At 74.9% G+C, this 23,939-nt stretch carries 17 protein-coding genes; 2 read left to right on the forward strand and 15 right to left on the reverse strand.

Going from position 1 to position 23,939, the window contains the following annotated elements; translation table 11 throughout:
* Nucleotides 1–531 precede the first annotated feature (531 nt).
* Nucleotides 532–1,557, forward strand: coding sequence for a helix-turn-helix domain-containing protein (locus tag ACZ5DC_RS33435; protein WP_468659014.1), 1,026 nt, complete (start codon nt 532–534; stop codon nt 1,555–1,557).
* A 212-nt stretch (nt 1,558–1,769) separates the two neighbouring features.
* Here ACZ5DC_RS33435 and ACZ5DC_RS33440 read toward each other — a convergent pair whose 3' ends face one another.
* From ACZ5DC_RS33440 to ACZ5DC_RS33510, 15 genes are all read right to left on the reverse strand, one after another.
* Nucleotides 1,770–3,041, reverse strand: a complete 1,272-nt coding sequence (locus tag ACZ5DC_RS33440) for an ABC transporter substrate-binding protein (protein WP_468659016.1) — start codon at nt 3,039–3,041, stop codon at nt 1,770–1,772.
* Complete coding sequence (locus ACZ5DC_RS33445) at nt 3,038–4,195, reverse strand: branched-chain amino acid ABC transporter permease (RefSeq protein WP_468659018.1); 1,158 nt, start codon at nt 4,193–4,195, stop codon at nt 3,038–3,040. Before ACZ5DC_RS33445 ends, ACZ5DC_RS33440 begins: the two co-directional genes overlap by 4 nt.
* Nucleotides 4,188–5,084, reverse strand: coding sequence for a branched-chain amino acid ABC transporter permease (locus tag ACZ5DC_RS33450; RefSeq protein WP_468659020.1), 897 nt, complete (start codon nt 5,082–5,084; stop codon nt 4,188–4,190). The genes ACZ5DC_RS33445 and ACZ5DC_RS33450 overlap by 8 nt, the downstream gene beginning before the upstream one ends.
* Nucleotides 5,081–5,860 carry an ABC transporter ATP-binding protein gene (locus tag ACZ5DC_RS33455; protein WP_468659022.1) on the reverse strand — a complete coding sequence of 260 codons (780 nt, stop codon included), beginning with the start codon at nt 5,858–5,860 and terminating at the stop codon, nt 5,081–5,083. The genes ACZ5DC_RS33450 and ACZ5DC_RS33455 overlap by 4 nt, the downstream gene beginning before the upstream one ends.
* Nucleotides 5,857–6,627 (reverse strand): ABC transporter ATP-binding protein, encoded by a 771-nt coding sequence (locus ACZ5DC_RS33460; protein WP_468659024.1) that lies wholly within the window; start codon nt 6,625–6,627, stop codon nt 5,857–5,859. The genes ACZ5DC_RS33455 and ACZ5DC_RS33460 overlap by 4 nt, the downstream gene beginning before the upstream one ends.
* A 246-nt stretch (nt 6,628–6,873) precedes the next feature.
* Complete coding sequence (locus tag ACZ5DC_RS33465; RefSeq protein ID WP_468659026.1) at nt 6,874–8,136, reverse strand: PucR family transcriptional regulator; 1,263 nt, start codon at nt 8,134–8,136, stop codon at nt 6,874–6,876.
* A 66-nt stretch (nt 8,137–8,202) separates the two neighbouring features.
* On the reverse strand, nt 8,203–11,316 hold the full coding sequence (locus ACZ5DC_RS33470; protein ID WP_468659118.1) for a helix-turn-helix transcriptional regulator: 3,114 nt from the start codon (nt 11,314–11,316) through the stop codon (nt 8,203–8,205).
* Between the two features lie 322 nt (nt 11,317–11,638).
* Entirely contained in the window at nt 11,639–12,598 is a 960-nt protein-coding gene (gene bdeA / locus ACZ5DC_RS33475) for a bis(hydroxyethyl) terephthalate hydrolase (protein ID WP_468659028.1), read from the reverse strand.
* 517 nt (nt 12,599–13,115) lie between these two features.
* Nucleotides 13,116–13,931, reverse strand: coding sequence for a class I SAM-dependent methyltransferase (locus ACZ5DC_RS33480; RefSeq protein WP_468659120.1), 816 nt, complete (start codon nt 13,929–13,931; stop codon nt 13,116–13,118).
* Between the two features lie 625 nt (nt 13,932–14,556).
* Entirely contained in the window at nt 14,557–15,810 is a 1,254-nt protein-coding gene (locus tag ACZ5DC_RS33485) for a L,D-transpeptidase (RefSeq protein ID WP_468659030.1), read from the reverse strand.
* 301 nt (nt 15,811–16,111) lie between these two features.
* Nucleotides 16,112–17,161, reverse strand: coding sequence for a helix-turn-helix transcriptional regulator (locus ACZ5DC_RS33490; protein ID WP_468659032.1), 1,050 nt, complete (start codon nt 17,159–17,161; stop codon nt 16,112–16,114).
* 223 nt (nt 17,162–17,384) lie between these two features.
* A complete protein-coding gene (locus ACZ5DC_RS33495; RefSeq protein ID WP_468659034.1) occupies nt 17,385–17,921 on the reverse strand; it encodes a DUF4232 domain-containing protein in 537 nt (178 codons plus the stop codon).
* Nucleotides 17,922–18,076: 155 nt separating this feature from the next.
* On the reverse strand, nt 18,077–18,652 hold the full coding sequence (locus tag ACZ5DC_RS33500) for a helix-turn-helix domain-containing protein (protein ID WP_468659036.1): 576 nt from the start codon (nt 18,650–18,652) through the stop codon (nt 18,077–18,079).
* A gap of 53 nt (nt 18,653–18,705) precedes the next feature.
* On the reverse strand, nt 18,706–20,283 hold the full coding sequence (locus tag ACZ5DC_RS33505; protein WP_468659038.1) for a helix-turn-helix domain-containing protein: 1,578 nt from the start codon (nt 20,281–20,283) through the stop codon (nt 18,706–18,708).
* Nucleotides 20,280–20,594 carry a helix-turn-helix domain-containing protein gene (locus tag ACZ5DC_RS33510; protein WP_468659040.1) on the reverse strand — a complete coding sequence of 105 codons (315 nt, stop codon included), beginning with the start codon at nt 20,592–20,594 and terminating at the stop codon, nt 20,280–20,282. Before ACZ5DC_RS33510 ends, ACZ5DC_RS33505 begins: the two co-directional genes overlap by 4 nt.
* Before the next feature lie 306 nt (nt 20,595–20,900).
* On the opposite strand from ACZ5DC_RS33510, the gene ACZ5DC_RS33515 reads away from it, so the two are divergent.
* Complete coding sequence (locus tag ACZ5DC_RS33515; RefSeq protein WP_468659042.1) at nt 20,901–23,888, forward strand: helix-turn-helix transcriptional regulator; 2,988 nt, start codon at nt 20,901–20,903, stop codon at nt 23,886–23,888.
* Nucleotides 23,889–23,939: the final 51 nt, after the last annotated feature.

Here is a 23,939-nt window from a genome sequence, read left to right on the forward strand (position 1 = left end):
CTGCGGCGACGCGGCCTTGTTACGGGAGTGATTCAACCCAAGAGTCCTTCCGTTCGGCCGTTCGTCGGTGCGGACGGCCGCTGTTGCGGGGAGGCCGGAGGCCACGGCCTCGCCGGCGGGACCTCAGATGTGTGGCGCGCCAGCGGGCCGTACGCGCGACCGCACGTTCGGGGGAACGTGCGCCGCGCGCCATCTGACGGTCAACACCGCCTCACCGGAGTGAAGATGCCAACGCATGCGGAAGCGGCGCTAGGGTGTCGAGGTGGCCGGTTTTCGCCAGGTGGCAGCTATCGGCCAGCAAGTGCCGGAGTGGAAACAGAAGATGCCGTCGCCGGTAACCGAGAGGGTGTACACGGCCGGCGGGCCGGATGCCGTGCCGCGTACGGCCATGGAACAAGACGGCGCCGGGTTGTCGTTCACCACGGCGGTCGGGTCGTGGGACCGGCGCCGGTGCGCACACGTGCGACGAGGACGCCTGCCCCGCGTCACGGCGGCACGACGTTTCTCTTTTCGCGCGGCGAGGATGGCTCCATGGAACTCGACGTCGTCGGACTCGACGATGAAGCACAACGTGTCTACACGGTGCTGATCGGTCTGCCCCACAGCACCGCCTCCGAGGTGGCGAGCGCCTGCGGGACGAGTACGAGCGCCGCGGGGCGGCTGCTGTCGGTCCTGGTGAAAGCGGGTCTGGCGACCAGATCGGCGGGCCGCCCCCCGCGTTTCGCCGCCACCGCCCCCGATGTCGCGGTCACGGAACTCATCAAGGAGCGGGAACGGCGGCTCGACGCGGCTCGCGCGCTGGTGCGCCAGCTGACCGACAGACACCGCGAGGCCCAGCGGATCGCCGACCCGGACATCGCGGTGGAAGTGCTCCGCGGCCGTGACGACATCAGCGCCGCCGTCCACAGGCTCACCGCGGGCGCCCGCCGTCAGATCCGCACCTTCGACCGGCCGCCCTATGTGGACCGCCCCGGCAGCAATCTGGACGACCAGCGCCGAAGACAGCGCTCGGGCGTCACCCACCGCGTGCTCTACGACCGGAGCGCGGTCGCCTGGCCGGGCCGCCTGCGCGACGACATCCTGCCGAGCATACGCACCGGCGAACAGGCCCGGGTGCGGGCGCACCTGCCGATCAAACTCGTGATCGTCGACGACGCGCAGGCGGTCATCCCCTTCAGCCTCGCTCCGGGCGGGCACCTCGCCGCGCACCTGGTCCACCGCTCACCGATGCTGACCGCGTTGGAGGCGCTGTTCGAAGCGGAGTGGGACCGCGGCTCCCCTCTCGAGGCCCCCGCACCGCCCACGGCCCCGCCCGCAGCCTCCGGCCACCCCGACCACCTCGCCCTCGTCAAGCTGCTCGCCGCGGGCTGCTCGGACGCGGCGATCGCCCGCGCCCAGGGCTGGAGCCAGCGCACCACCCAGCGCCGCATCCGCCATCTGATGACCGAACTGGGTGCCGCCACCCGCTTCCAGGCCGCGGTCCAGGCCGCTCGCCGGGGATGGCTGCCGGAGCCTTCGGCGTTCACGCAGCCCGCGGACGCGGACGAGGAGGAATGACGGTGTCACGGCGACGGGCCGGCGGCACAGCCCGTCCCGGCGTGCCGTGAGAGGTGCGTCCAGGGCGCCCGGGCGGACCCGGCCGGGCCGCGCGAAGGGCCCGCGCGGTGACGTCGGCGCGCCGGGGCGGCGGTGGACGTGCCGCGTCGTCCGGACCGCGGGGCCGCCACGAAGCGGTGCTCGCGTGGCCGGCCGGACACACCTCGGGTGGATCAGCGCCCGGCCAGGTACTCCTCCGCCCCCGGTATCCGGTGCGCGTCCTCCGCGCCCACCAGGCCGCCCGGCGCGTCCGCGTCCGGCTTGAGCGTGTACACGGCGACGCTCGCGGGACGGTTCACGTCGGAGAAGTCCAGCGGGACGCCGAGACCGGTGTCCGCGGCACGCCGCGAACGGTGTGCCTTCACGACGTCCTCGCGCGCGAGGCTCCCCGCGGCGCAGGCCTTCTTCAGGTCGGCGCCGAGCAACTTGGCGGCGTTGTAGCCGGACAGCACGCCCGAGTCGACGGGGGAGCCGGGGTACGTGTCCTGGTAGGCCGTCACCATCCGCCGTACGCCGGGCAGGCCGGAGCTGACCGCGGGGGCGGAGCTGATCACGTGGAGCATCGCGGTCAGGGCCGGCGCGGCCGGGGTCTTCATCAGCTGCGGGGCGAAGCCCGGGGCGCTGCTGACGACCGGGACGCGCAGGCCGCGGGAGGCGGCGACACCGACGAGGGACGCGGTCTGCGCGGGCCCGGCGCTGACCAGGATCGCCTTCACCCCCTTTTTGCGCAGCGCCGACACCTGCGCGGTCAGATCGGTGTCGGTCGCCTTGATCTTCTGACCGACGACCTTGACGCCCGCCTTCCGCGCCGCCCAGGTCGATCCCTCCAGGGCGTTGGCGCCGTAGTCGCCCTCGAAGTAGACGTGGCCGACGGTGTCGCCCTCGCGCAGTTTCCTCGTGCGGGTGAGGAAGTCGACGGCGGCGATCATGTCGAGGTCGTAGGTGGTGCCGAGGACCTGGACGGAGTCCTTCCCGAGCAGGGAGGCGGCCCAGGCCTGCGGAAAGGTGAGCAGGTGGTCGCGCTGGACGTCGTCGAGCAGGGCGGCGACCACGGGTGAGCCGATGACCTGCGGCAGGGCGACGACGTCGGGGGAGACGTCGGCGTAGGCGGTGACCGCCTTCTGGACGTCGTACCCGTGGTCCTTGACGACGATCTTCACCTTGCGGCCGCAGATGCCGCCGGCCGCGTTGGTCTCGTCGGCCCACATCTGCTGGGCCTGGACGATGCTCTTGCCGAGGGTGGCGTAGGGGCCGGTCAGATCGGTGAGGGCGCCCAGCCGGATGGTCCCGGCGGTGACTCCGGGGCCGGTGCGGACGCCGTCGGGGCCCTCGGTGGCGCTCTTGCCGCCCGCCTTGGCGCTGCATCCGGTGACGGCGGCCAGCAGGGCCAGGGCTCCGGCGAGGACGGCCGTGCCGACACGGTGTCCGGGGTGCGGGGTGTTCACGGGGTCTGCTCCTCGGGTCGAACGGGTGCGACGGGGTGTGCGGACGCGGGGGCGGGCGGCTGCCCGGACGGACGCGGGGACGGGCGGACGGGCGGGCCGGTACGCCGCACGCGCCGGACGCGGGCGCGCAGGCGGCGCGTGAGGCCGTGCAGGCCGTCGGGGGCGTGGAGCAGGACGACGACGATGGCGGCCCCGTAGAGGTAGCGGGCCGCTTCCGTCGGGCCGACCGTGCCGTCGGCGGAGCCCGGGGCGGCCACCAGGGGCAACTGGTCGGCGTACCGGGTCAGCAGGAGCGGCAGCGCGGTGACGAAGACCGCGCCCGCCGTGGCCCCGGCGACCGAACCGAGACCGCCGAGCACGATCATGGCGAGATAGTCGACCGAGAGGGCGAGGGAGAAGTAGTCGGGGACGACGCGCCGGAACACCAGGGCCAGCAGCACACCGGCCGTCCCCGCGTACATCGACGACACGACGAAGGCGGCCGCACGGTGCCGGGCCACGTCCACGCCCATCACGGAGGCCGCGATCTCGCTGTCCCGCAGCGCGGCGAGGGCCCGGCCGGGGCGGGAGCGCACCAGGCCCCGAGCGGTGAACCAGGTCAGTCCCAGCAGGGCCACGGCCAGGAACCACAGGCGTTCCTCCGCGCCGAACGGCACCCCCAGCACGGTCGGTTCGGGCTCGGCCGCCGTGAAGCCGAAGCCGCCGAGACGGAGCGGCGGCACGGAGCGGCCGTTGAATCCGCCGGTGACGGAGTCCGCGGTGAGCAGCACATGGTGACCGAGGAAGACCAGGGCGAGCGTGGCCACGCCCAGGTAGACGCCGCGCACCCGGCCGGCGACGGGGCTGAACAGGCCGCCCGCGGCTCCGGCCAGCAGCACCGCGAGGACGGCGGCGACGGCGGTCGGCAACCCCGGCCCCGGCTCGCCGGCCAGCCACGTGTAGCCGTAGGCGCCGACCGCGAGGAAGAAGGCGTGCCCGAGGGAGAGCTGGCCGGCCGTGCCGCTGAGCAGCGACAGCCCTACGGCGCCGATGGCGGCGGCCACCGAGAACAGGCCGACGCGCAGCCAGAAGGCGTCCAGGTAGAACGGGGGGACGCACAGGACGAGCGCGGCCAGGAGCGTCCGGGCCGGCCCCGGCAGACGGCGGTCAGACACGGGCCGCTCCCTTCGCGCCGAACAGTCCGGTGGGCCTGACCAGCAGCACCAGGACCATCACGGCGTAGGGGACGACATCGCCGAACCCCTCGCCCAGCACGCGCAGTTCCGACTGGTGGCCGGCGACCAGCGCCTCCGTCAGCCCGATCAGCAGGCTGCCGGCGAGCGCGCCGGCGGGCGAGGTCATGCCGCCGAGGATGGCGGCCGGGAACGCCTTCAGCGCGATCTGCCCGGTGGTCCGCTCCAGGCCCGGGGCGGGGAACGCGGCGAGGAACACCGCCGCCAGCGCGGCCAGCGCACCCGCCAGGCACCAGGCGAGCGTGCGTACCCGGGACAGGCGTACGCCCATGAGCGCGGCCGCCTCCAGGTCCTCCCCGGCGGCCCGCAGGGACAGCCCCCAGCGGGTGTGCCGGAACAGGCCGAAGACGACGGCGATGGCCGCAGCGGACACCGCGACCGCGGCGAGCCGGCTGTCGGCGACCGTCACCGGCCCGACCCGGGTCACCGCGTCGCCCCAGGGATCGCCCAGCGACAGCAGGTCGCCGCCGATGCGCCGGGACAGGTCGGTGAGCAGCACGATGTCGACGCCGATCGTGACGATGGTCTGGACGTGCGCGGTGTGCGGGTCCGGGTCTCCGCGGCGCAGCAGCAGCCGGTCGACGGCCCCGGCCAGGAGGGCGGTGGCGAGGACGCCCGCCGCGAGGGCTGCGGCGAAGCCGATGTCGTCGTGCAGGACGGCGGTGAGGTAGCCGCCGAGCAGGAGCAGGGAGCCGTGGGCGAAGTTCAGGACGCCCGACGCCTTGAAGACGACGACGAAGCCGAGTGCGACCAGGGCGTAGACCGCGCCGAGAGCGAGCCCGGCCAGCAGGTCGTCGAGAAGACCGGTCACGCGGCTCCCTCCCGTGGTGTGCCGAGGTAGGCGCGCAGCACCTCGGGATCGCGGCGGACCTCGTCCGGTGTACCGCGGGCGATACGACGGCCGAAGTCGAGGACGGTCACCTCGTCGGCGAGGCGCATCACCAGGCCCATGTCGTGCTCCACCAGCAGGACGGACAGGTCGAGTTCGGCGCGGATCCGCCCGATGACCTCGGCGGTGCGGGCGCGTTCGGCGGCGTTCATGCCGGCCACCGGCTCGTCCAGGAGCAGCACGCGCGGCTCAAGGCACAGGGCGCGGGCCAGTTCCACACGCTTGCGGTCGCCGTACGGCAGCAGGCCCACCGGGCTGTCGAAGTGCGCTTGAAGTCCGGTGAGTTCGGCGATGCGCCGGGCGTGGGAGAGGTGTGCGCGCTCCTCGCGCACCGCCCACGGCAGCCGCAGGGCGCTCGCGAGGAAGCCGGCCCGTGCGTGGAGGTGCCGGCCGAGCATCAGGTTGTCGGCGACCGTGCCCGCGGTGGTGACGATGTTCTGGAACGTGCGGGCCACGCCGAGCGCGGCGATGCGGTGCGGGGCGAGCCGGGTCAGGTCCGTGCCGCCGAGCCGGACCGTGCCGCTCGCGGGGCGGGCGAGACCGGACAGCACGTTGAAACAGGTGGACTTGCCGGCGCCGTTGGGCCCGATGAGGGCGTGCACCGTGCGGGGTGCGACGGTGAAGGAGACGGCGTCCAGGGCGGTGAGCCCGGCGTACCGGACGGTGACGTCCCGCACGCCGAGAACGGGCACGGTCATGCGGCCCCCTCCTCGCCCAGGTAGAGCCGGCGCACCGCGTCCGTGCCGGCGAGAGCGGCGGCGGGGCCGGACAGCCGCACCTGGCCGGTCTCCAGGACATGGGCGTGGTCGGCGAGGGACAGGGCCATTCCCGCGTTCTGCTCCACCAGCAGCACGGCGGTGCCCTGGGCGTGGATCTCGCGGATCACCTCGCCGATCCGGTCGACCATGAGCGGGGCGAGGCCGAGCGACGGCTCGTCCAGCAGCAGCAGACGCGGGGCTGCCATGAGGGCGCGGCCGATGGCCAGCATCTGCTGCTCGCCGCCGGACAGCAGCCCGGCGGCCTGCCGGCGGCGTTCGGCCAGCCGGGGGAACAGCGTGAAGACGCGGTCGCGGGCCCCGGCGACCCGCGCGGCGCCGCGGCGGCTGAGGCCGAGGCCGCCGCTGCGCAGGTTCTCGTCGACGGTGAGGCCGGTGAAGACCCGCCGCCCCTCGGGCACCTGCACGACACCGGCCCGTACGGCGGCGACGGGGTCGCGGCCGTCCAGGGCGGTGGCGCCGTAGCGGACACGGCCGGCGCTGATCGCGCCCCGGTGCAGGCGCAGCGTGCCCGACAGGGCGCGCAGCAGCGTGGTCTTCCCGGCGCCGTTGGCGCCGAGCAACGCGACCACGCTGCCGTGCGGCACGGTCAGGGACACGTCGCGCAGGGCGGAGACGGCGCGGCCGTACGTCACGTCCACGTGTTCGACGCGCAGGGCGGGCGGGTCGTCCGGTGGTGCTTCGGGCATCGCGGCTCCTCAGGCCCGGACCGGCACGCGGCCCGGCCTTGGTCCTTGGTGCTGGGGGCTGGAGGGCTCACGAGACCACGGGCGGCGGAAGCGGGGACAGGCACGCGGGCGGGGTCGGTGCGCGGGCCCAACGAGCACACTGGGGAGGTGTGCGGGTGCCCAGGGGGCGGGGGCGCACGTGTGCGAGGTCCGCGGGTGGGGCGGCGCCGGCGCGCCGAGGGGCGTGCCGGCGCCGGTCGCCGGGTGTCAGGAGGCCGGCCGGCGGAGGGCGAGCCGACGGGCCGTCAGGGCCAGGGCGATCTCCACCAGGTCGGCGGGGCGGGACAGGGAACGGCCGGTCAGCTGCTCGTAGCGGCGCAGACGGTTCAGAACGGTGTTGCGGTGGCAGTACAGCCCCCTGCTCGCCCGCTGGGCGGAACCGTCGCAGGCCAGCCAGGCGGCGAGCGTGTCCAGCAGCACGTCAGCGTCGGCCGGTTCCAGCCGCGCGAGCGGGCCGAACGCGCGCTCCACGAGCAGCCCGGCGAGTTCCGGGCAGGACACGACGAGTGCCTCGGGCAGGTGCTCGTCGAGCCGTACCGTGCCGCCCGCGTCGCCGCACAGCCGCAGGGCGGTGTCCGCCAGCCGGCGCGCCTCGCCGACGCCGGCCAGTCCGTCGACGGGCAGGCCGATCCCGGCGCGCAGTCCGGGCGGCGTCCGGTCCGGAACCGGTACGACGCCGTCCTCGACCAGGACGATGCCGTGGTCCGTCTCCGGCCCGGTGTGCCAGTGGGCCCGCGCGCTCGGGGGCAGCAGGTCCCGTACGGCTTCGGCGGACCGCTCGCCCGCGACCGCGACAACGACGTACCGCCCCTGCTCGGGCAGCCCGAGGGCCTGCGCGGTCTCCGGCAGGTCGGCGATGCGGCCGGTACCGTCCAGCAGCGCGGCGGCCAGCAGCCGCACCCGGTTCTCGCGCCGCCACGCGAGGCGCCGTTCGGTCTGCCGGTAGGCGTCCGCGACGAGCGAGCAGTGTTCGTCGACGAAGTCCCAGACGTCGCCTGCCACATGCACCAGCAGCCGGACGTCCTCCGGGGCGGTGCGGGAGGTGACGTCGACGAGTTCCTGCCACACCAGCGAGCCGCCGAGCCGGAAGGCGTGCAGCAGCGCGTCCAGCGGCAGCCCCTGTTCGGCGCGGCCGACCCCGATGCGCCAGGAGCAGCGGTGTGCGGAGTCGCGGGTGCCGCGCGGGTCGAGCAGGGAGGAGACGCTGTGCCGCAGCGAGCGCTGCACCTCGTGCCAGACGCCCGGGTGGTCGTCGTCCAGCGCGGCCCGGTACGCCGGTTCCCTCTCCCGCAGGGCGGAGACCAGCCGGTCGGTGAGGCCGGGCAGGTCGTCCAGCAGCGCCCGGGCGGCCCGGTGCAGCACCCGCAGGGCCTCGGCGTCGATCAGCGACCGGGTGTGCGGGGCGCGCGGCCGGGGTGCCGGCTGGGGGCCCGGGCGGAACGCGGGTCGTGGCCGTACGGCAGGGCGCATGGAGGTCTCCCCCAGGGTCGGCTGACGCGTCGTGCTCCGAAGAATGACATACCGTCCGGTCGGTCCCTAGTGTTGTGCACCGGTCTTTTCCGCCCGCTCCACCAGGCGTACCAGCTCCACCCGGGAGCGGACACCGAGGGCGGCGAAGACGTTGCGCAGGTGATAGTCGACGGTGCGGGTGCTCACCGACAGGCTCAGCGCCACCTCCCGGTTGGTCAGGCCCTGGGCGACACGGCGGGCGATGCGCAACTGCTGCGGGGTGAGCCGGTCCAGGCCGTCCGGCAGGACCCCACCGGGGGCCGAGGCGCCGCCCCCGCGCACCGCCGCGCCCGCCGCGGCCGTCGCCGCCGTCCCGGCCACGCCGTTCGCCCGCAGTTCGGCCGCCGCCTGCTGCGCCCACGGACGGGCGCCGCAGCGTTCGAAGCCGAGCAGGGCGGCCCGCAGATGGCCGCGTGCCTCGCGCAGCCGGCGTCGTCTGCGCAGCCACTTGCCGTACAGCAACTCGGTACGGGCGCGCTCGAAGTCACCGGCGGCCTCCCCGTGCCGCCGCAGGGCCTCCCGGTACAGCGCGTCGGCCGGCTCGGGCGCGGCCAGCAGGGCGCGGCAGCGCAGGAGCTGGGCCGGGGCCTGGCGGTCGGCGTCACACGCCGCCCAGCGCGCGAAGTCCTCGACCGCCTCCCGGGCCTCGTCCGGCTGTCCGGCCAGCGCGCACGCCTCGACGTAACACGGCACGGCGAGCATCCAGACGGCGAAGTGCCCGCGCCCCGGGCCGGGCCGCACCAGCGGGCCGAGCCGCTCGGCGGCCTCACGCGGACGTCCGTGGCCCAGATCGGCGCGGGCGGCGGCCCACTGGGCCAGCGCGGCGGCCTGCGCCAGCCCGTGCCGTCGGGCGGTGGCCAGCGCGGCGGTCACATGCTCGGCGACGGTGTGCGCCTCGCCCTCGATCGACGCCGCCAGGGCCAGTACGGCGTGGTGGTGGGCGGCCGTGTTGCGCTGCCCGGTGCGGTAGGCGCTGCGCAGGCCCTCCTCGGCATGGGCCCGGGCCGACGCGTGCCGTCCCGCCCGGAGTTCGCCGTACGCCAGGAACTCCAGTGCCCGTGCCTCGTGCACGGCGGCCCCGTCGGCGCGGGCCACCGCGAGCGCCCGCGCGCCGGCCCGCCGGGCGGCGGTGGTGTCACCGAGCAGCAGCGCCGCGGAGGCCGCTCGCAGGAGGGTGTCGGGTGTGCCGGGTGGGGGCGGGAGCGGGGAGCCCGCCGGCCGGGGTGACCGATCGGGGGCGGCGTGGGTGACGGGTGGTTGCCGAGGGTGGTCGGCCGTGCCCGCGCACCGGTCGTCATGACGGTCGTCGGCACTGCGCGCGAACCCGTCGTCACGCTCGTCGGCGCTGCGCGCGAACCGGTCTTCTCCGGCCGTCGTCCACGCGCGGTCCGCCACCCGTCGCAAGGGTGCGGCGGCCAGGTCGAAGCGGCCTTGCAGGACGGCCCGCATGCCCGCCCGGTGGTCGTGCAGGACACCGGACGGTACGCCGGTGCCGGCCGGCTCGCCCGCCTGGCGGAGAGCGGCGAACGGGAGGGGACCCCGGTGTCCGGGCGACCGCGCCCCGCCGACCGGGCCCCGCACCGTCAGCGCGCTCAGGCACGCCGGCATGTCCCCCGCCGTCCAGGCGGCGTCCGCGGCGGCGAAGGCGGCTTCGGCGGACCGCTCGGGGTCGTGCGGAGCGAACAACTCCGCGGCGAGCAGCAAGGTTTCGCGGGCGTCGTCGACAGGGCCGTCCCACCGCAGCACCGTTCCGCGCAGCAGCTCGGCACGCGCGCGGGCCGTCGACGGCGCCGGGCGGTCGCGGGCCGTGTCGAGCAGCCGCAGCGCCCGGTCGGACTGCCCGGCCAGCAGCGCCTGTTCGGCGGCGGCCGTGTACCACCGGACCTGCCGGGCGCCGTCCGCGGTGAGGTCGGCGGCGCGGGTGAGCGCCGTGCAGCGCAGTGCGGGCGGCACCGCCGGTTCCGCCCGGGCCGCGCCGGCGAGGTCGGACGCCAGGGACGGAGCCGGACCGGCGACGGCCCACGAGCGGTGCAGCAGCGCGGTCAGGCCGCGTCCGTCGGGCAGCGCACGGGCCAGCGCGTCGTGGGCGGCACGGCGCCACGCGTCCGGCGCGTCGGCGTACACCGCGCGGCACAGCAGCGCACTGCGGAAACCGATCCGGCCGTCGCGGGCGTGGAGCAACTCGGGCAGCGGGGCGGCGGACGGCGAGAGCCGGCCGTCACCACCGGTACCGCTGTCGCCGCTGTCGTACGGAACGGGGTCGCGGTGCGCCACCGGCCGGCCGCTGTCGGCGGTATGCGGTCCGCCCGGCGGGACGAGGGGCCGGGGCGGTGGCCCGAGGCGGGACGACGGGCCTGCGGAGAGCCACCCCGCCGCGCGGCGCGCGAGACCGGCGTCGACGGTGGCCTCCCCCGCCACCTGGGAGGCGGCGGCGGTGACGAGCAGAAGGTCGCGTTCCCCGGGAAGCGCCCCGGTGAGGCGCTCGCCGACCAGCGCGGTCAGCGTCTCGGCATCGGCCACGGGCCGCGGCAGGGGCGCGAGCCCGCGCAGCTGGGCCGGGGTCAGACGGTGGAACACCCTCAGCAGGAGGGCCGGGTTGCCCTGTGCCGCGGCTGAGATCTCGTCGCGCACCCCGGGGTCGAGCCCGTCCTGCGCGACGTCGTCCAGCAGGGCCGCGGAATCCGGCGGGGACAGGGGCGCCAGGCGCAGCAGCGGCAGGCCGGCGAACTCCGGATCCACGGGGCGGTGTCCGGCGACGGTGAGCAGGAGGGCGGCACGGCCCCCGTCGGACAGGTGGGCGGCGAGCCGGCCGAGGGCGGACCGGGAGGCGGCGTCCCACAGGTGGGCGTCGTCGACACACAGGAGTACGGTCCGGGGCGCGGCCGTGGACCGCAGCGCGCCGACGAGCTCCCGCACCGGGTCGGCGGCGCCGACGACGGCTGTCCCCGCCGCGCGGCACAGTGAGCGGATCGCGCTCAGCGGCTCCCGGAACTCCCCGGCGCGGGCGCGTACGGTCACGACGGGCCCGGCGGTGAACGCGCGGGCGAGGTGGGCGAGGAAGGCCGAGCGGCCCCCGCCCGGCTCGCCGGTCACGGCGCAGGCACCGCCGCCACGCAGCCGGTCCCACACCGCTGCCGTCACGTGCCGTTGCGGACCCGGCCGGTACCGCGGCGAGGCGAGTCCCAGGGGCGTCTGTCCGGTCATTCCCACGACCTTACTGACGCGTTAAACAGCGCGGAAGCCGTGCGTCCGGACCTCCCGCGGCGGGCCCCGGGGACATCACCTGCGCGTTCCGGGCCGCCGGGCGAAAAGCGGTCTGCGCGGTCTGTGCCGCGGCACACCGGGCGCGGCTGCGAACGGTGCTCCGGCACAACGCCGGCGGCGGCCGCCGTCGGGGGCGGCCGCCGCCGGGTCACGGACGGACGGTCAGGTCACGGGCACGCGCACGCGCACGCGCACGCGGTCAGCCGGTGTGCGGGCAGTTGCCCCGGTACTCCTCGATGGTCAGGCTCGGCCGCGGCAGCGGGCACAGGAACTGCTCGTAGCGGGTGTCGTTGTCGATGAACCGCTTCAGCCACGACACGCTGTACTTCGCGATCGTGGTGTTCGAGCTGTTGGGCGTGAAGTGGGTGGCGCCGTTCAGCTCCAGGTACGCGCGGTCGAGGGAGCTGGGGAGAGTGGTGTAGAAGGGTTCGGCGTGGGTCGCGACGGGAGCGATCGTGTCACCGTCGGCACCGAAGATCAGGGTGGGTGTCCTGATCTCGGGCCAGGTCTTGTCGAGGTCCCACGGGGTCAGCGGGATCGCCGCCTGCAACGAGGGACGCGACTTCGCGGCCTCCAGGGTGCCGCCGCCGCCCATCGAGTGGCCCATCACGCCGAGACGGGTGGAGTCGATACGACCGCGGACCGAGCTGCTGCCCGTCAGGTAGTCGAGCGCGGCGAGGAGCTGGTTCCCCCGGGAGTCCGGCTGGTCCAGCGTGGTGAGCGTGTCGATGGTGAAGACCACGAACCCCTGTGACGCCAGGCGCGGGCCCAGCCAGGAGATGGAGGACTGGGTGCCGGTGTAGCCGGGCGAGACGGCCACGGCCCCGAAGGTGCCGTCGGCGGTGCTGGTCGGGTAGTAGATGGTGCCCCCGCCGAATCCGCTGACGGCGAGCCGGGAGACGGTCGTCTCCGACACCGCGTACGGCCCGCGGGGCGCCTCGATGCTCGATTCGGTCGGCGCGGGGCCACGCTCGTACGGGTTGTCCGCGCCGTGGGCCGCGGGCCCGCCGAGTGCGGTCAGACCGAAGACGGCGCTGACGGCGGCGGCGAGGGCGGCGAGCCGTCCGGCGCGACGGCCACGACGGCCGGTACGCGGACCGGGGAGGGCCGGGTGCGGATGGTGGACCGGTGACGTGGTGCTGGTGTGCGGGTGCTGCACGACGAGTCGTCCTCTCTGTCGCGGCGAGCTGCCCGTTCCGCGTCGCCGGCCCGCACATGCGGCCGACGGCGAAGGGCACCGCCATGGGGTGGCGGTGCCACTGTCGACGCCGGACGGGCATGACGGGACCGGCAATGTCACCGGTCTCGTCGCACACGCGGTCCGGCGAGCCGCGCTCCACTCGACCGGGTCCGCCCCTGAGGGGGCCGTCAGGAACCCCCCGCGTCCGCCGTCCGCCGTCCGCCGTCCAGCCCACCGGCCGCCCCCGGCCCGACGCCCGAGCGCCCCGGTCCAGCCCACCGGCCGCCCTGGCCAGACGCGGGTGCACCCCCGTCCAGCCCACAGGCCGCCCCCGGCCCGACCCCCGAGCGCCCCGGTCCAGCCCACCGGCCGCCCTGGCCAGACGCGGGTGCACCCCCGTCCAGCCCACCGGCCGCCCCGGCCCCCGAACACCCCGGGATCCGTCGTCCTGACCCGCCGCTGGGCGGCGGTCGAACGGTGGCCGGCCCGGACGGCCCTACCGGCGGACCGCCGAGACCAGTCCGCCGGGCCGCTCCTCACGCTGCGGCGGGGTGCTGATCGGTCGGCCGTAGGCGGCAGCGCGCTCACGCAGGGTGTGGCAGGCGGCCTCCCAGCCGTGCCCGGCCAGCCAGCCCACCGGATCGCCGGGCATCTCCGAGACCCACAGGGACGCCGCCGACCCCGGCGCGGCGTCCGCGCCGAAGCGCTCGATCACCCCGGGCGAGCCCAAGGTCAGCCCCATCCGGCTGCCTGCCGCCGACTGCGCGCTGATCCGGGCCAGCAGGAGTTCCACGGCGTCCTCGGGCAGATAGATCAGCAGTCCCTCGGCGATCCACACGGTCGGCTCGGCCGGGTCGTGCCCCGCGGCGGCCAGCGCGCCCGGCCAGTCCTCGCGCAGATCCACCGCGACGGTGATCCGCTCGCAGCGTGCGACGGCCCGCTCCTGGCGCAGCACCGCGGCCTTGAAGTCCAGTGGTACGGCGGTGTCGACCTCGAACAGCCGGGTGCCCTCGGGCCAGTCCATCCGGAAGGCCCGGCTGTCCATGCCGGCGCCGAGCAGCACGACCTGCCGAATCCCGGACGCGCAGGCCTGCCGCACCAGGTCGTCGAGGAACTTCGTCCTGATGACGATGGAGAACGACACGGCCAGCCGGCGGCGGCGCGCGGCCTCGTCGTCGGGCAGCGGCCGCGAAGAGGGCCACAGGCCGCCGGCGGCGGCAAAGGCCCGTGCCAGCGGGTCGCGGAAGAGGGCGTCGTCCCGCTCGGTCTCCAGCGCCCGCACCCTGGCCACCCCCACCGCCGTGGCCCACACCCCCGACGGCTGCACCCGCTCCCGCTCACCAGTCACCGCGCCAGCCTAGACGAACGGCGCCGAGGGGCCCGACGCGTGGTGCGGCCGGGCACGGAACAGCCCCGGCCGGCGTGGCCGCCGGCCGGGGCTGAACCCGTGAAACGCGTGGTCGTGAAGGGGCGGTCGCCTACGCGGCGAAAGGCTCTGCAGGGCTTCAGCCGAACGATCGTCCCCGCAGGCAATGGGTGAGGCCCGGGGACACGGTCCCCTTCACTGCCACGCCTCCTCCAACCACGTACACCCGCCGGACATTCCCCGGCCACCCGGACGGCTCGCTCCCGCGCTCACTCGGCGATGGCGGCCAGTCCGCCGATGCCGACGAGGTGGACCACGATCACTCCCGCCATGTGGACCACGGTCAGGATGATCCCGAGCGCGGTGAGGTAGATGTCGGTGTCGTGCGCGGCCGGCAGGACCGGCTTGCCGGAGACGACGGTGGCGCGCGTCCGTGGCGATCGCCGTCCTGTCGATCGAGCGCAGCGGTGAGGAGTTCTTCGCCCGTCAGGGACTGAGCGGTGTGCTGTTCGGCGCGACCGTGCCGGCGGCGGCCACCTCCCTGCCCGTGCTGTTCCTGCTCGGGACCGGGTCAGGCGGACGGGCTGCCCGCGACCCACTCCTTCCACGGCACGTTCCAGTCGCCGAGCCCGTTGTCCGGGGCCGGCGTGGCCTTGTCGCCGGAGTTCTTGACGATCACGAGGTCGCCGATCATCGACTGGTCGAAGAACCACGCGGCGGGCTGCTTGCCGTCGTCGCCGCCGCGGACGTCCTTCAGGCCCACGCAGCCGTGGCTGGTGTTCTCGTGGCCGAAGACGGGGTCGGCGGCCCAGTAGTTGCCGTGGATGAACGTGCCCGAGTCGGTCAGGCGCATGGCGTGCGGTACGGCCTTGATGTCGTACGAGGGCTTGCCGTCCTTCTCCGTGAGGCCGACGCTCGCCCCGTTCATGTGGACGTGCCCGAACTTCTCGGAGATCACCATCTGGCCGTTGTACGTCGGGTGCTCGGCGCTGCCGGACGAGACGGGAATGGTCCTGATCGTCTTGCCGTCCCGTACGACCGTCATCTGCTTGGTCCTGGCGTCGACGGTGCTGATCTGGCTCCGGCCGATCTTGAACGTGACCGTCTTCCGGACGCCCTGGCGGGTGAGCGCGACGGTGACGGTGGAGCCGGACTTCCAGTACTTCTCGGGGCGGAAGTCCAGGCGGTGGTCGTTGAGCCAGTGACCGACGACCTGCTGGCCGCTGCTGGAGCTGACCTGGATCTCCGACTCCACGGCGGCCTTGTCGCCGACCGCCTTGCCGAAGGTGAACGTCACCGGCATGCCCACGCCGACGGTCGAGCCGTCCAGGGGGGAGAGGTGCCCGACGAAGTCGTTCGGGGAGACCGTGGTGATCGTGGCGTTGCCGGTGGCGGAGCGGCCCTTGGCGTCCTCGGCGTCCGCGGCGATCTGGTACTTGGTGGCACGCTCCAGCGGGCCGTCCGGCTTCCAGGAGGTGCCGTCCGCGGACAGGGTGCCCGGGATCTCGGCGCCGGTCGCGACGGCGGTCATGATCACCTTGGTGAGCTTGCCCTGGCTCACGGTCACACCCACCGGGTCGTTGATCCCGACGCCGTAGGCGCCTTCCCCGGGCGTGATCTTTATGCGGGCGTCGGAGGTCTCCTGAGTGGCCGGCTGCGTCACCCGCGCCTGCGGCTCAGGGGTGTTCCCGGTGTCGTTGCCGCTGGCGGTGGCGGCGTTGCTCGTACCGCCGAGGGCCGTGATCGCGAGTACGCCGCCGAGTACGCCGGTCGTGGCCCGCAGCCCGGTGCGACTTGTGAACAGCGTGATCAAGCGCTTCTCCATGTCACTGGTCTGTGCGTCCCTGCGCTGATCGCCGAGAAGTGCAACCAGCCATGCCATCCCTTATAGGCACACCCCTGCCCGAAAATGGGCAAAAAGTGGCGAAGGCCACGCATGGAAACGAGCACGTCGTCGACCGCGTCTCGGCCTCCGGCACGACCCCGGGTGCCCGGTGCTCGCCGGGGGAATCGAGCACGGGCCCGGCGGCGGCACGGCTCAGGCACCGGTACTGGCACAGACCCGGCACCGGTACTGGCACAGACCCGGCACCGACGGCCCCGCTAGCCCGCCGGTCACCGCCCGGTCACTGCCCGGTGCTCGCCCGGCCCTCGCCGGTCCCGGCCCCGCGTCCCTCGTCCCGCGGCTCCTCGTCCGGTCTCCACCAGCCCCGCCGGGCCGCCAGCACGCCGGCCTGGAACCGGCTGGTGGCACCGAGCCGCCCCAGGAGCGCCTGCACCCGCCGCTGCACCGTGCGGTGCCCGATGCCCAGGTGACGGGCGATCGCCTCGTCGGGCAGCCCGAGGCCCAGCAGGGACACGATGCGCCGCTCCTCCTCGCTGACGAAGTCACCTCCGTCGTCGGGGAGGGCACGGTCCGGCACGAAGGGCTGCGCCTGCTCCCACAGGGTCTCGAAGAGCACGCTCAGCGCGTCGAGCAGGGACGAGGGGTGCACCAGGATGCAGGTGTCCAGCACCCGGGGGGTCGACACCAGCGGGATCAGCCCCGCCTGGTCGTCGGCGAGCAGCAGCTTCATCGGCGCCCGGGGTACCACCCGTACCGTCTCGCCGGCCGCGACGTCCCGCTCGATCCGGCTCACCACGCCCGGCAGGTCGAGGGCGTCCCGGCCGTGGATGAAACGGCTGCCGATCTGCCGGCCGGTGATGTTGACGACCGAGTTGACCCGGCCGCCGTCCCCCGGCGCCGCGTAGGGCGGCGCGTCGATACCGCGGATCTCCCGTTCGGCCCGGCGGAACAGCTGCTCACCGCAGCGCGCCACCCCGTCCACGCCCGTGATCACCTCGATCGGCGACGCGGAGTCCTGTCCGCCCCTGGCCCGGTGGTGGCGTTCGCCCAGGCGCTGCGCGAGGGCCCTGACCCGCTGGATGTCACGTTCACGGGCGAGCAGCAGCACCTCCACCGCGTGCTCCGGCGGCAGTGCCGTGTACCGCGGCGGACGGCCGGGGACCCGGGCGATCAGGCCCCCGCTCTCCAGCCGGGCGAGCGCGCCCTCCAGGTCGTGCCGGTCCGCGCGGGTCAGCGCCGCCAGCTCCGGCACGGTGAGCGACCGGTTGTCGACCAGTGCGAGATAGGCGGTCTCGGCACGCTCGTCCAGACCCAGGGCCTCCAGCACCACGCACCCCCACCACTGACCGGTCGGGGCAGTGTATCCGCTGCACACACGTATGCAGGTCGTGGAGCTGTACGGTGGCGCCGGCGGCGGTGGCCCCATGCCCCGCCGGACGCGCTGGGCGGGGCATGGGGCGACCCGCCGGGCAACTCGCACGGGCACACATGCGCCGCCCCGGCCTCCGGGGTCCTGCCGCCGCGGGCCCCGGAGGCGGATGACGGTGTGCCGGTCAGTACCTCGGGCCGGTGCCTTCGGCGAGCGGGGTGATGTCGATCCGGCCCTTCTGGAGGACCTCACCCAGCTTCCAGGCGGTGTTCAGGTGGTGGCGGGAGTCGGGCGGGGTGACCTCCAGCCGCGTCGGGTTCTTCTCCGCCTTCGTCGGCTCGCCGGCGCCCGCCACGGCCCCCCAGTGCAGCCGGGTGTAGGCGCTCTGGCCCGGCTTGAGGGTGATCAGCGCGGCCCGGCCGCGGTCGCGTATGACGTGCGTGGTGACGTCCTTGCCGTGGGAGTCGAGCAGTTGCAGGCCCACGTAGCCCTGGGTCCGGACGGTCCTGTGGGTCTTGTTGGTGAGGACCACCGTCGCGTAGCGCTGCCCGGCGCCCGGGTCCAGCGCGTGGACGCGGACGGACAGCGAGGAGGTGTCGGCCCAGCCCGGCCGGGTCGCGGCCTGCGAGGGGCCGGCTGCGATGCCGATCAGTGCCACGGCGGAGAGCGCCGAGAGCGCGGCGGGTGCGACGAGGGGGCGGGTGCGCTTGCCGAAGAGCATGACCAAATCCTTTCCGGATGCCCCATTTGGGTATCTCTGTGGGGTATGAGGCTTGCCCGGGGGGATCGGTTCTGGCACCTACCTGGTCTTTGCCGCGCGGGATCACCTGTTGACCCGCCGTTGGCGCCCGGTTGACCGGTCCGCGTCCGCGGGGATCAGGCGGCGAAGCCGATGTTGGTGACGTACTCATACTGGCCCCACTCGGACCCGAGGTCCACCACCGCGTCGTTGATCCAGGCGTCGTCCAGCGCCTGCGCGTCGCCCGCCGCCCACGCCTCGACGATGCGGTCCCAGCGGCGGACGTTGAGCGTGCGGTAGGCCACCACCCGCTGGCGGGGGCGCAGCACCTGGGACTGGTTGAGCGGGTGGAACTCCACGCGGGTGCCACGGCCCTCGCGGTTGAGGCGCGCCACCAGGTAGCGGGAGACGTTCTGGCGGCGGACCGCGCGGTACGCCGTCTCGATCCGCTCCAGGTTCCCCTTCGAGGGGGCGCGTTCGCCCCGCAGCCAGGCCCTGAGCGTGCGGTCGGTGACGGTCAGGCCGGCCGCGCGGGCCGCCTGGCGGGACTGGTCGCTGCGGGTGAGGTACCGCAGGCGGGCGAGCAGGCCGCGCCGGGCCGTGACCGGGGTGGCGACGAACCCGGCCAGCGCGTCCAGCTGCCGGGCGACGGCCTCGTGCCCCTTGATGCCGCGCGCCCCGTACGCACCGAAGTTGAGCGTCCTCTCCGGCATCTCCCTGTCTCCTGCCGCCCTTCGACCCGATACGAGTTCACGTACGCGTCACGCTACACGTCCCGGTCGGCCGCGACCGGCGTGCCGACGGTGTACACGTCCTTCACCTTCACCTCGCTGACCCCGCGCCCCTCGGGGAACACCGCGCGCCAGTCGCCGATCACGTGGAGTTCGTCGGTTCCCATCGCGCGGACGACCATCAGCCCCTCGTCGTAGGCGCGGTGCGCCTTCCACCACAGGTTCGCGAAGGCCTGCGAGCGGATCAGGTGCATCCAGTCGGTGCGGTACAGCTCCCGGTTGTAGTTCGACTCCCCCATGGTGGAGACGAACTTGGAGTACATGGCCTTGACGTACTCCAGGGTGACGTCGTCGTCCTGGGCGATCGCCCGGTCCCGGGCGTCCTTCAGCGCCACGCGGAACTTCTCCAGCAGGCCCTCGGTGGCCCCGGAGGTCCAGGACTCGTGGATCTCCGGGGGGTCGCACAGGCCGTACTTCGGTCCCGACAGGCGCAGCAGCAGGCGCAGGGTCGGCTCGGTCACCCAGAGCGGGCCCGGCTCGTCGCGGCTGCCGATGGGATTGGGCAGGCAGGCGTCGTGCTCCCAGGCGGGCGGGGTGATCAGGTGGACGCCCGCGCGGCGGCGGTCGTGCTGGTTTCCGGTGGAGTGCTCCAGCTGGCCGAGCGGCAGGTGCGTCTTGAGCGCGGACAGGTAGGCGCCGTTGACGTCGAGCGCCGTGACCTCGTACTCGCCGGGCGGCAGTTCGGCGCGCGTCCACTTGGGGCGGGCCTCCCAGATCTGGTCCGGGCCGCGGGAGGTCTGCTTGCGCAGCACGTCGGGCAGCCAGGGGTGCGCGACGATGTCGTACCGGCCGCCCTTGCGGGTCTGGTCCAGCAGCGCCATCGCGTCCGGGATGGCCCGCCTGACGAGCGCGGCGGTCGCCGCCTCGACGTCACCGCCGTGCTGGTCGAGGGCGGCGGACACGGCGGCGGCGATCAGGTCGGGGTCGTCGGCGGTCTTGAGCCGGCGGCCGGCGGTGACGACCTTGACGCCGCCGCCGGTCCGCGCACGGGGGTGTGCGGAGGCGGGCGGGGGCGGGGTCACGGCCGGCTGCGCCTGGTGGGTCGCAGGTGTGCCCTCGGGTGTGCCCTCGGGTGTGCCGCAGTGCGCGGGGTCCAGGTGCTGGGGGAATCCGGCGACCTGGTGACGGGCGGGCCGTCCGCACAGGACGCAGGGCTGGGGGGTGGACAGGGCCACCACGTCGTCGTCGCCGCCGTGGCCGTGCTCGTCACCGTCGCCGTGCTGCCGGCCGGTCCCGGCCTCGGCCGGTTCGGCCACCGCCGGTCCGGCTCCCCCGGGTCCGGCCTCCTCCGGCTTCCCGGCCGGGTCCGCCGCCGACAGCTTCGTCCGCGCTCCCTTCAGGAAGTACGCGTACTTCTCCCGCACTTCGCCGCCCGGGTCGCGTCCGGACTCCCAGCCCGCGACCGTGGACGGGCTGACCTGGAGGGCCCGCGCGAGCTGGGTGCGGGAGAGGTTGAGTCCCTCGCGCAGCGCACGCCGTTCCGCGGCGGGCGGCAGCGGGACCTCCTGCCTGGCACCGGCGAGCAGGGCGTCGATCGCGTCGAAGTCCGTCATCGGGTTCCCCCGTCCGGTACGGCCGCGGGGCGGGCGGTGGCGGGGCGGCCGCCGGGGAGGCGACGGCGTGCCGTGGGCAGGGCCTCGACGGCGCGGGTGGGTCCGGCGAGGAGGTCGAGGACGTCCACACCGTAGTGTGCGGCGACCGCGTCGCAGTCGGCCAGGCTCCAGGCCGCGGTCCCGGACTGGCGGCGGCTGACCTGGGCCTGGCTCACCCCGAGCGCGGCGGCGAGGGCGGTCTGCGACTCGCCGGTGGCGTGCAGCAACGCGGCCACCGCGGACCGCACCCGCTCGACCGATCCCATACTCATGGGGCTGAACCTAGCACGTCGTGCACATGAGTCATGCGTAGCACGCATGGCTTCCCTGTGCGAGGTGCCGGGTGCGCGGGGCTGGTGCGAACACCAGGGCGGGCGGCCCCGGGCTCGACACCGGCCCGGAACGGCACGTGCCGCGGTCCCGCCCGCCCCCCTGTTCCGAGACCGACACGTGTGACAGAGTCGACGTCGGCTCGCGAAGAAACATGCGGACGCCTTCCCGGTGCCATCTGCCCGTACACCTCCGTGCACTTTGGAGCGAGGGCCGGCGCCGGTGTTCCGGCGGTCGGCTGAGGGGACATGACGGTGATGGAAGGGGCCCGTGGCAACGGCGGCGGCCGGCTCCCGGCGCTGTCCGCGCCGCAGTTCGTCGGCCGGGACGACGAGCTGGGCACACTCGCGTCGGCGCTCGGACGTACGCCCGCGGTCGTGCTGATCGAGGGTGAGGCGGGCATCGGCAAGACCCGGCTGCTGCGCGAGTTCCTGGCGTCCCAGGCGGAGCGGGGCCGCCGCGCCCTGGTCGGCGCCTGCCTGGAGCTGCGGGTGCCGTACACCCTCGGGGCGGTCGTGGACGCCGTGCGCGACGGCGTCGACAACGTTGCCGAGCTGCACCTGAGCGGGCTGGCCGGCGCGCTCAGGCCGCTGTTCCCGGAGTGGGCCGGCGACCTGCCCCCGGCACCGGAGCCGCTGGAGGACGCCACCGCCGCCCGGCACCGGCTGTTCCGGGCCTTCGTCGAGGTCCTCGGCCGGCTCGACGTCGCGGTCCTCGCGCTGGAGGACGTCCACTGGGCCGACGAGGCGACTCTCGAGTTCCTGCTGTTCCTCGTCTCCCGCCGGCCGCAGCCGGTCAGTGTGGTGCTGACCTTCCGCCGGGACGAAGTGCCGTCGGCCTCCCCGCTGTTGCGGCTGTCCTCCCGGCTGCCCCCCGACGCCCGTCCGGTCAGGCTGGCGCCGAGGCCGCTGGATGTCGCCGAGACCGCCTCGTTCATCTCCTCGATGCTGGCCGGCGGGCACGTCTCGCACGAGTTCGCGGCCTTCCTGCACGCGCGCACCGCCGGAGTCCCCCTGGCGGTGGAGGAGTCGGTGCGCCTGATGCACGACCGCGCCGATCTGATCCGCCGCGACGGCGGTTGGGCGCGACGCCGGCTGGACCGCATCGAGGTCCCGCCGACGATCCGCGACGCCATGCTCGAGCGCGTCCAGCGGCTCGGCCCCGGCACCCGCGCCGTCCTGTACGCGGCGGCGGTGCTCTCCAGCCCGGCCGACCACGCGACGCTGCTCGCGGTCACCGGCCTGCCGGAGGAGCGGTTCGCCGAGCAGTCGGCCGAAGCGCTCGGCAGCGGCCTGCTCCGCGAGGACGCGTCCGGGCAGTGGTCGTTCCGGCATCCGCTGGCGTGTTACGCCGTGTACGACGCCATCCCCGCCGGGGACCGGCGTGTCATGCACCTGCGGGCGGGCCGGGCGCTGCGGGGGTGGCCCGTGCCCCCGGTGGCGCAGCTGGCGCGGCACTTCCGGCTGGCCGGCGACGTCGAGGCCGCGTGCCGGTACACCGAGGAGGCGGCCGACCTCTGCGTGCAGTCCGGGGACGTGGCCACCTCGGCGCTGCTGATCCACAGCCTGGTCGCCACCGTTCCGCTGCCCGCCGGGGTACTGGTGCGTCTGGTGACGAAGATCCAGTTTCAGGCGCTGTCCGGGTCCGACCCGTACTCGGCGATCATCGCCTCGCTGCGTTCGGCCCTCGCCGGCCAGGTCCTCACGCCGGCGGAACAGGCGTCCGTCCGCTTCCAGATCGGCCGGGTCCTCATGGTGGCGGGCGAGATCGAGGCGGGCCGCGGCGAGATCCTCACCGCGATCGCCCATCTGCCGCCCGGCTCCACGGAGATGGCGCGCGCCCGTGTCCTGCTGGCCCTGCCGCTGGGGAACGCGCGGCCGGTCCGGGAGCACCTGCGGTGGCTGCGCGAGGCGCCGCCGCTGACGCGGTCGATGGCCTCCCTCGACCGACTGCACCTGTCGGTGGAGCGCGCGTTCGCGCTGCTCATGCTGGGCGAGGAGGCCGGCTGGGCGGCGGCCCGGGAGATCCCGGACGATGTCCCGGAGCCGCGCGCGGCGTCCATCGTCGTGAGCGGCCACACCAACGTCGGCGAGGAGGCGACGCGGTGGGGCCGGTACGAGGAGGCCAGGGCACGGCTCGCCAGGGCACGGACCCTCGCCGAGCGCCACCAGCTCCTGGACTACCTGGACAGCATCGCCTCCTCCCGGGCCCACCTGGACTGGTTCACCGGCGCCTGGTCCGGACTCGCCGAGCGGACGGCGCGCCTGCTCGAGGACGACATCGGCGTACGGCTGAAGGACCGGTGCGAGGCGGCCCTCGTGGCCGGCCTGCTGCACGCCGCCACCGGAGACCGGGAGGCGGCCGGGGAGCGGCTGCGTTTCGCCGGACGCGACGACCAGCAGCGCATCGAGGCCACGGCGGCACTGGCCCAGTTGTGCCTGCGCGACGGCGACGTCGACGAGGCGCTGCGGCTGACCGACCAGCTCGCCGAGATCGCCGTCGGCGGCGGCCTGTGGTCCCGTGCCGTCGAGTTCGCCCCCGCGCGCACCGCCGCCCTGGCCGCCGCCGGCCGGCTCGGAGCCGCCTCGCAGGTGGCGGACGCTTTCGAGGGGGCCCTGGGCGACAGGGACGCGCCGGCGGCCCAGGCCGCCCTCGTCCTGTGCCGCGCGCTCGTGGCGGAAGCCGACGGCCGCCTCGCGGACGCCGCCACGCTGTTCGCCCGTGCGGCCACCGCGTGGGAGGCGCTGCCCCGGCCGTACGACGCCCTGCTCGCCAGGGAACGCTCCGCCCGCTGCCTGCTCGCCGGGGGCCGGGAGGAGTCGGCGCTCCCGGCGCTGGCGGACGTCGCCCGGGCGCTGTCGGAACTCGGCGCCGCCAGCGACGCCGACCGGATCGTGCGGTTCCTCGACGGGCGGGTGCGCACGGTGCCGGCGGTGACGCGCGGCCGGGGGCGTCCCGGCTACGGCAACCGGCTCTCCCCGCGCGAGCTGGAGGTGGCCCGGCTGCTGGTGGAGGGGCTGACCAACCGGCAGATCGCCGACACGCTGGTGGTGTCGGTGCAGACGGTCGCCAGCCAGGTGAAGTCGGCGATGCGCAAGACGGGCGTCACCTCGCGCACGGCGCTCGCGGTCAGGGTCGTCGAGTCGGGCCTCGTCGGCGCCCCGGACCGGTCGAGCGCCGGCGGCCTGGACGGGTCGAGCGCCGGCGACCTGGACCGGTCGAGCCCGGCGACCTGAACCCGCGGGCCCGCGTGCGACGAGTGAATTCGGCACGCCGTCCGGGGGACG

The sequence above is a fragment of the Streptomyces sp. NPDC031445 genome (genome assembly GCF_055581365.1).

Coding starts and splice junctions, on each gene's coding strand:
- ACZ5DC_RS33435 (WP_468659014.1), top strand. CDS start 532: ATGGAACTCGACGTCGTCGGACTCGACGATGAAGCACAACGTGTCTAC.
- ACZ5DC_RS33455 (WP_468659022.1), bottom strand. CDS start 5,860: ATGACCGTGCCCGTTCTCGGCGTGCGGGACGTCACCGTCCGGTACGCC.
- ACZ5DC_RS33460 (WP_468659024.1), bottom strand. CDS start 6,627: ATGCCCGAAGCACCACCGGACGACCCGCCCGCCCTGCGCGTCGAACAC.
- ACZ5DC_RS33465 (WP_468659026.1), bottom strand. CDS start 8,136: ATGCGCCCTGCCGTACGGCCACGACCCGCGTTCCGCCCGGGCCCCCAG.
- ACZ5DC_RS33485 (WP_468659030.1), bottom strand. CDS start 15,810: ATGGAGAAGCGCTTGATCACGCTGTTCACAAGTCGCACCGGGCTGCGG.
- ACZ5DC_RS33495 (WP_468659034.1), bottom strand. CDS start 17,921: ATGCTCTTCGGCAAGCGCACCCGCCCCCTCGTCGCACCCGCCGCGCTC.
- ACZ5DC_RS33500 (WP_468659036.1), bottom strand. CDS start 18,652: ATGCCGGAGAGGACGCTCAACTTCGGTGCGTACGGGGCGCGCGGCATC.
- ACZ5DC_RS33505 (WP_468659038.1), bottom strand. CDS start 20,283: ATGACGGACTTCGACGCGATCGACGCCCTGCTCGCCGGTGCCAGGCAG.
- ACZ5DC_RS33510 (WP_468659040.1), bottom strand. CDS start 20,594: ATGAGTATGGGATCGGTCGAGCGGGTGCGGTCCGCGGTGGCCGCGTTG.
- ACZ5DC_RS33515 (WP_468659042.1), top strand. CDS start 20,901: ATGACGGTGATGGAAGGGGCCCGTGGCAACGGCGGCGGCCGGCTCCCG.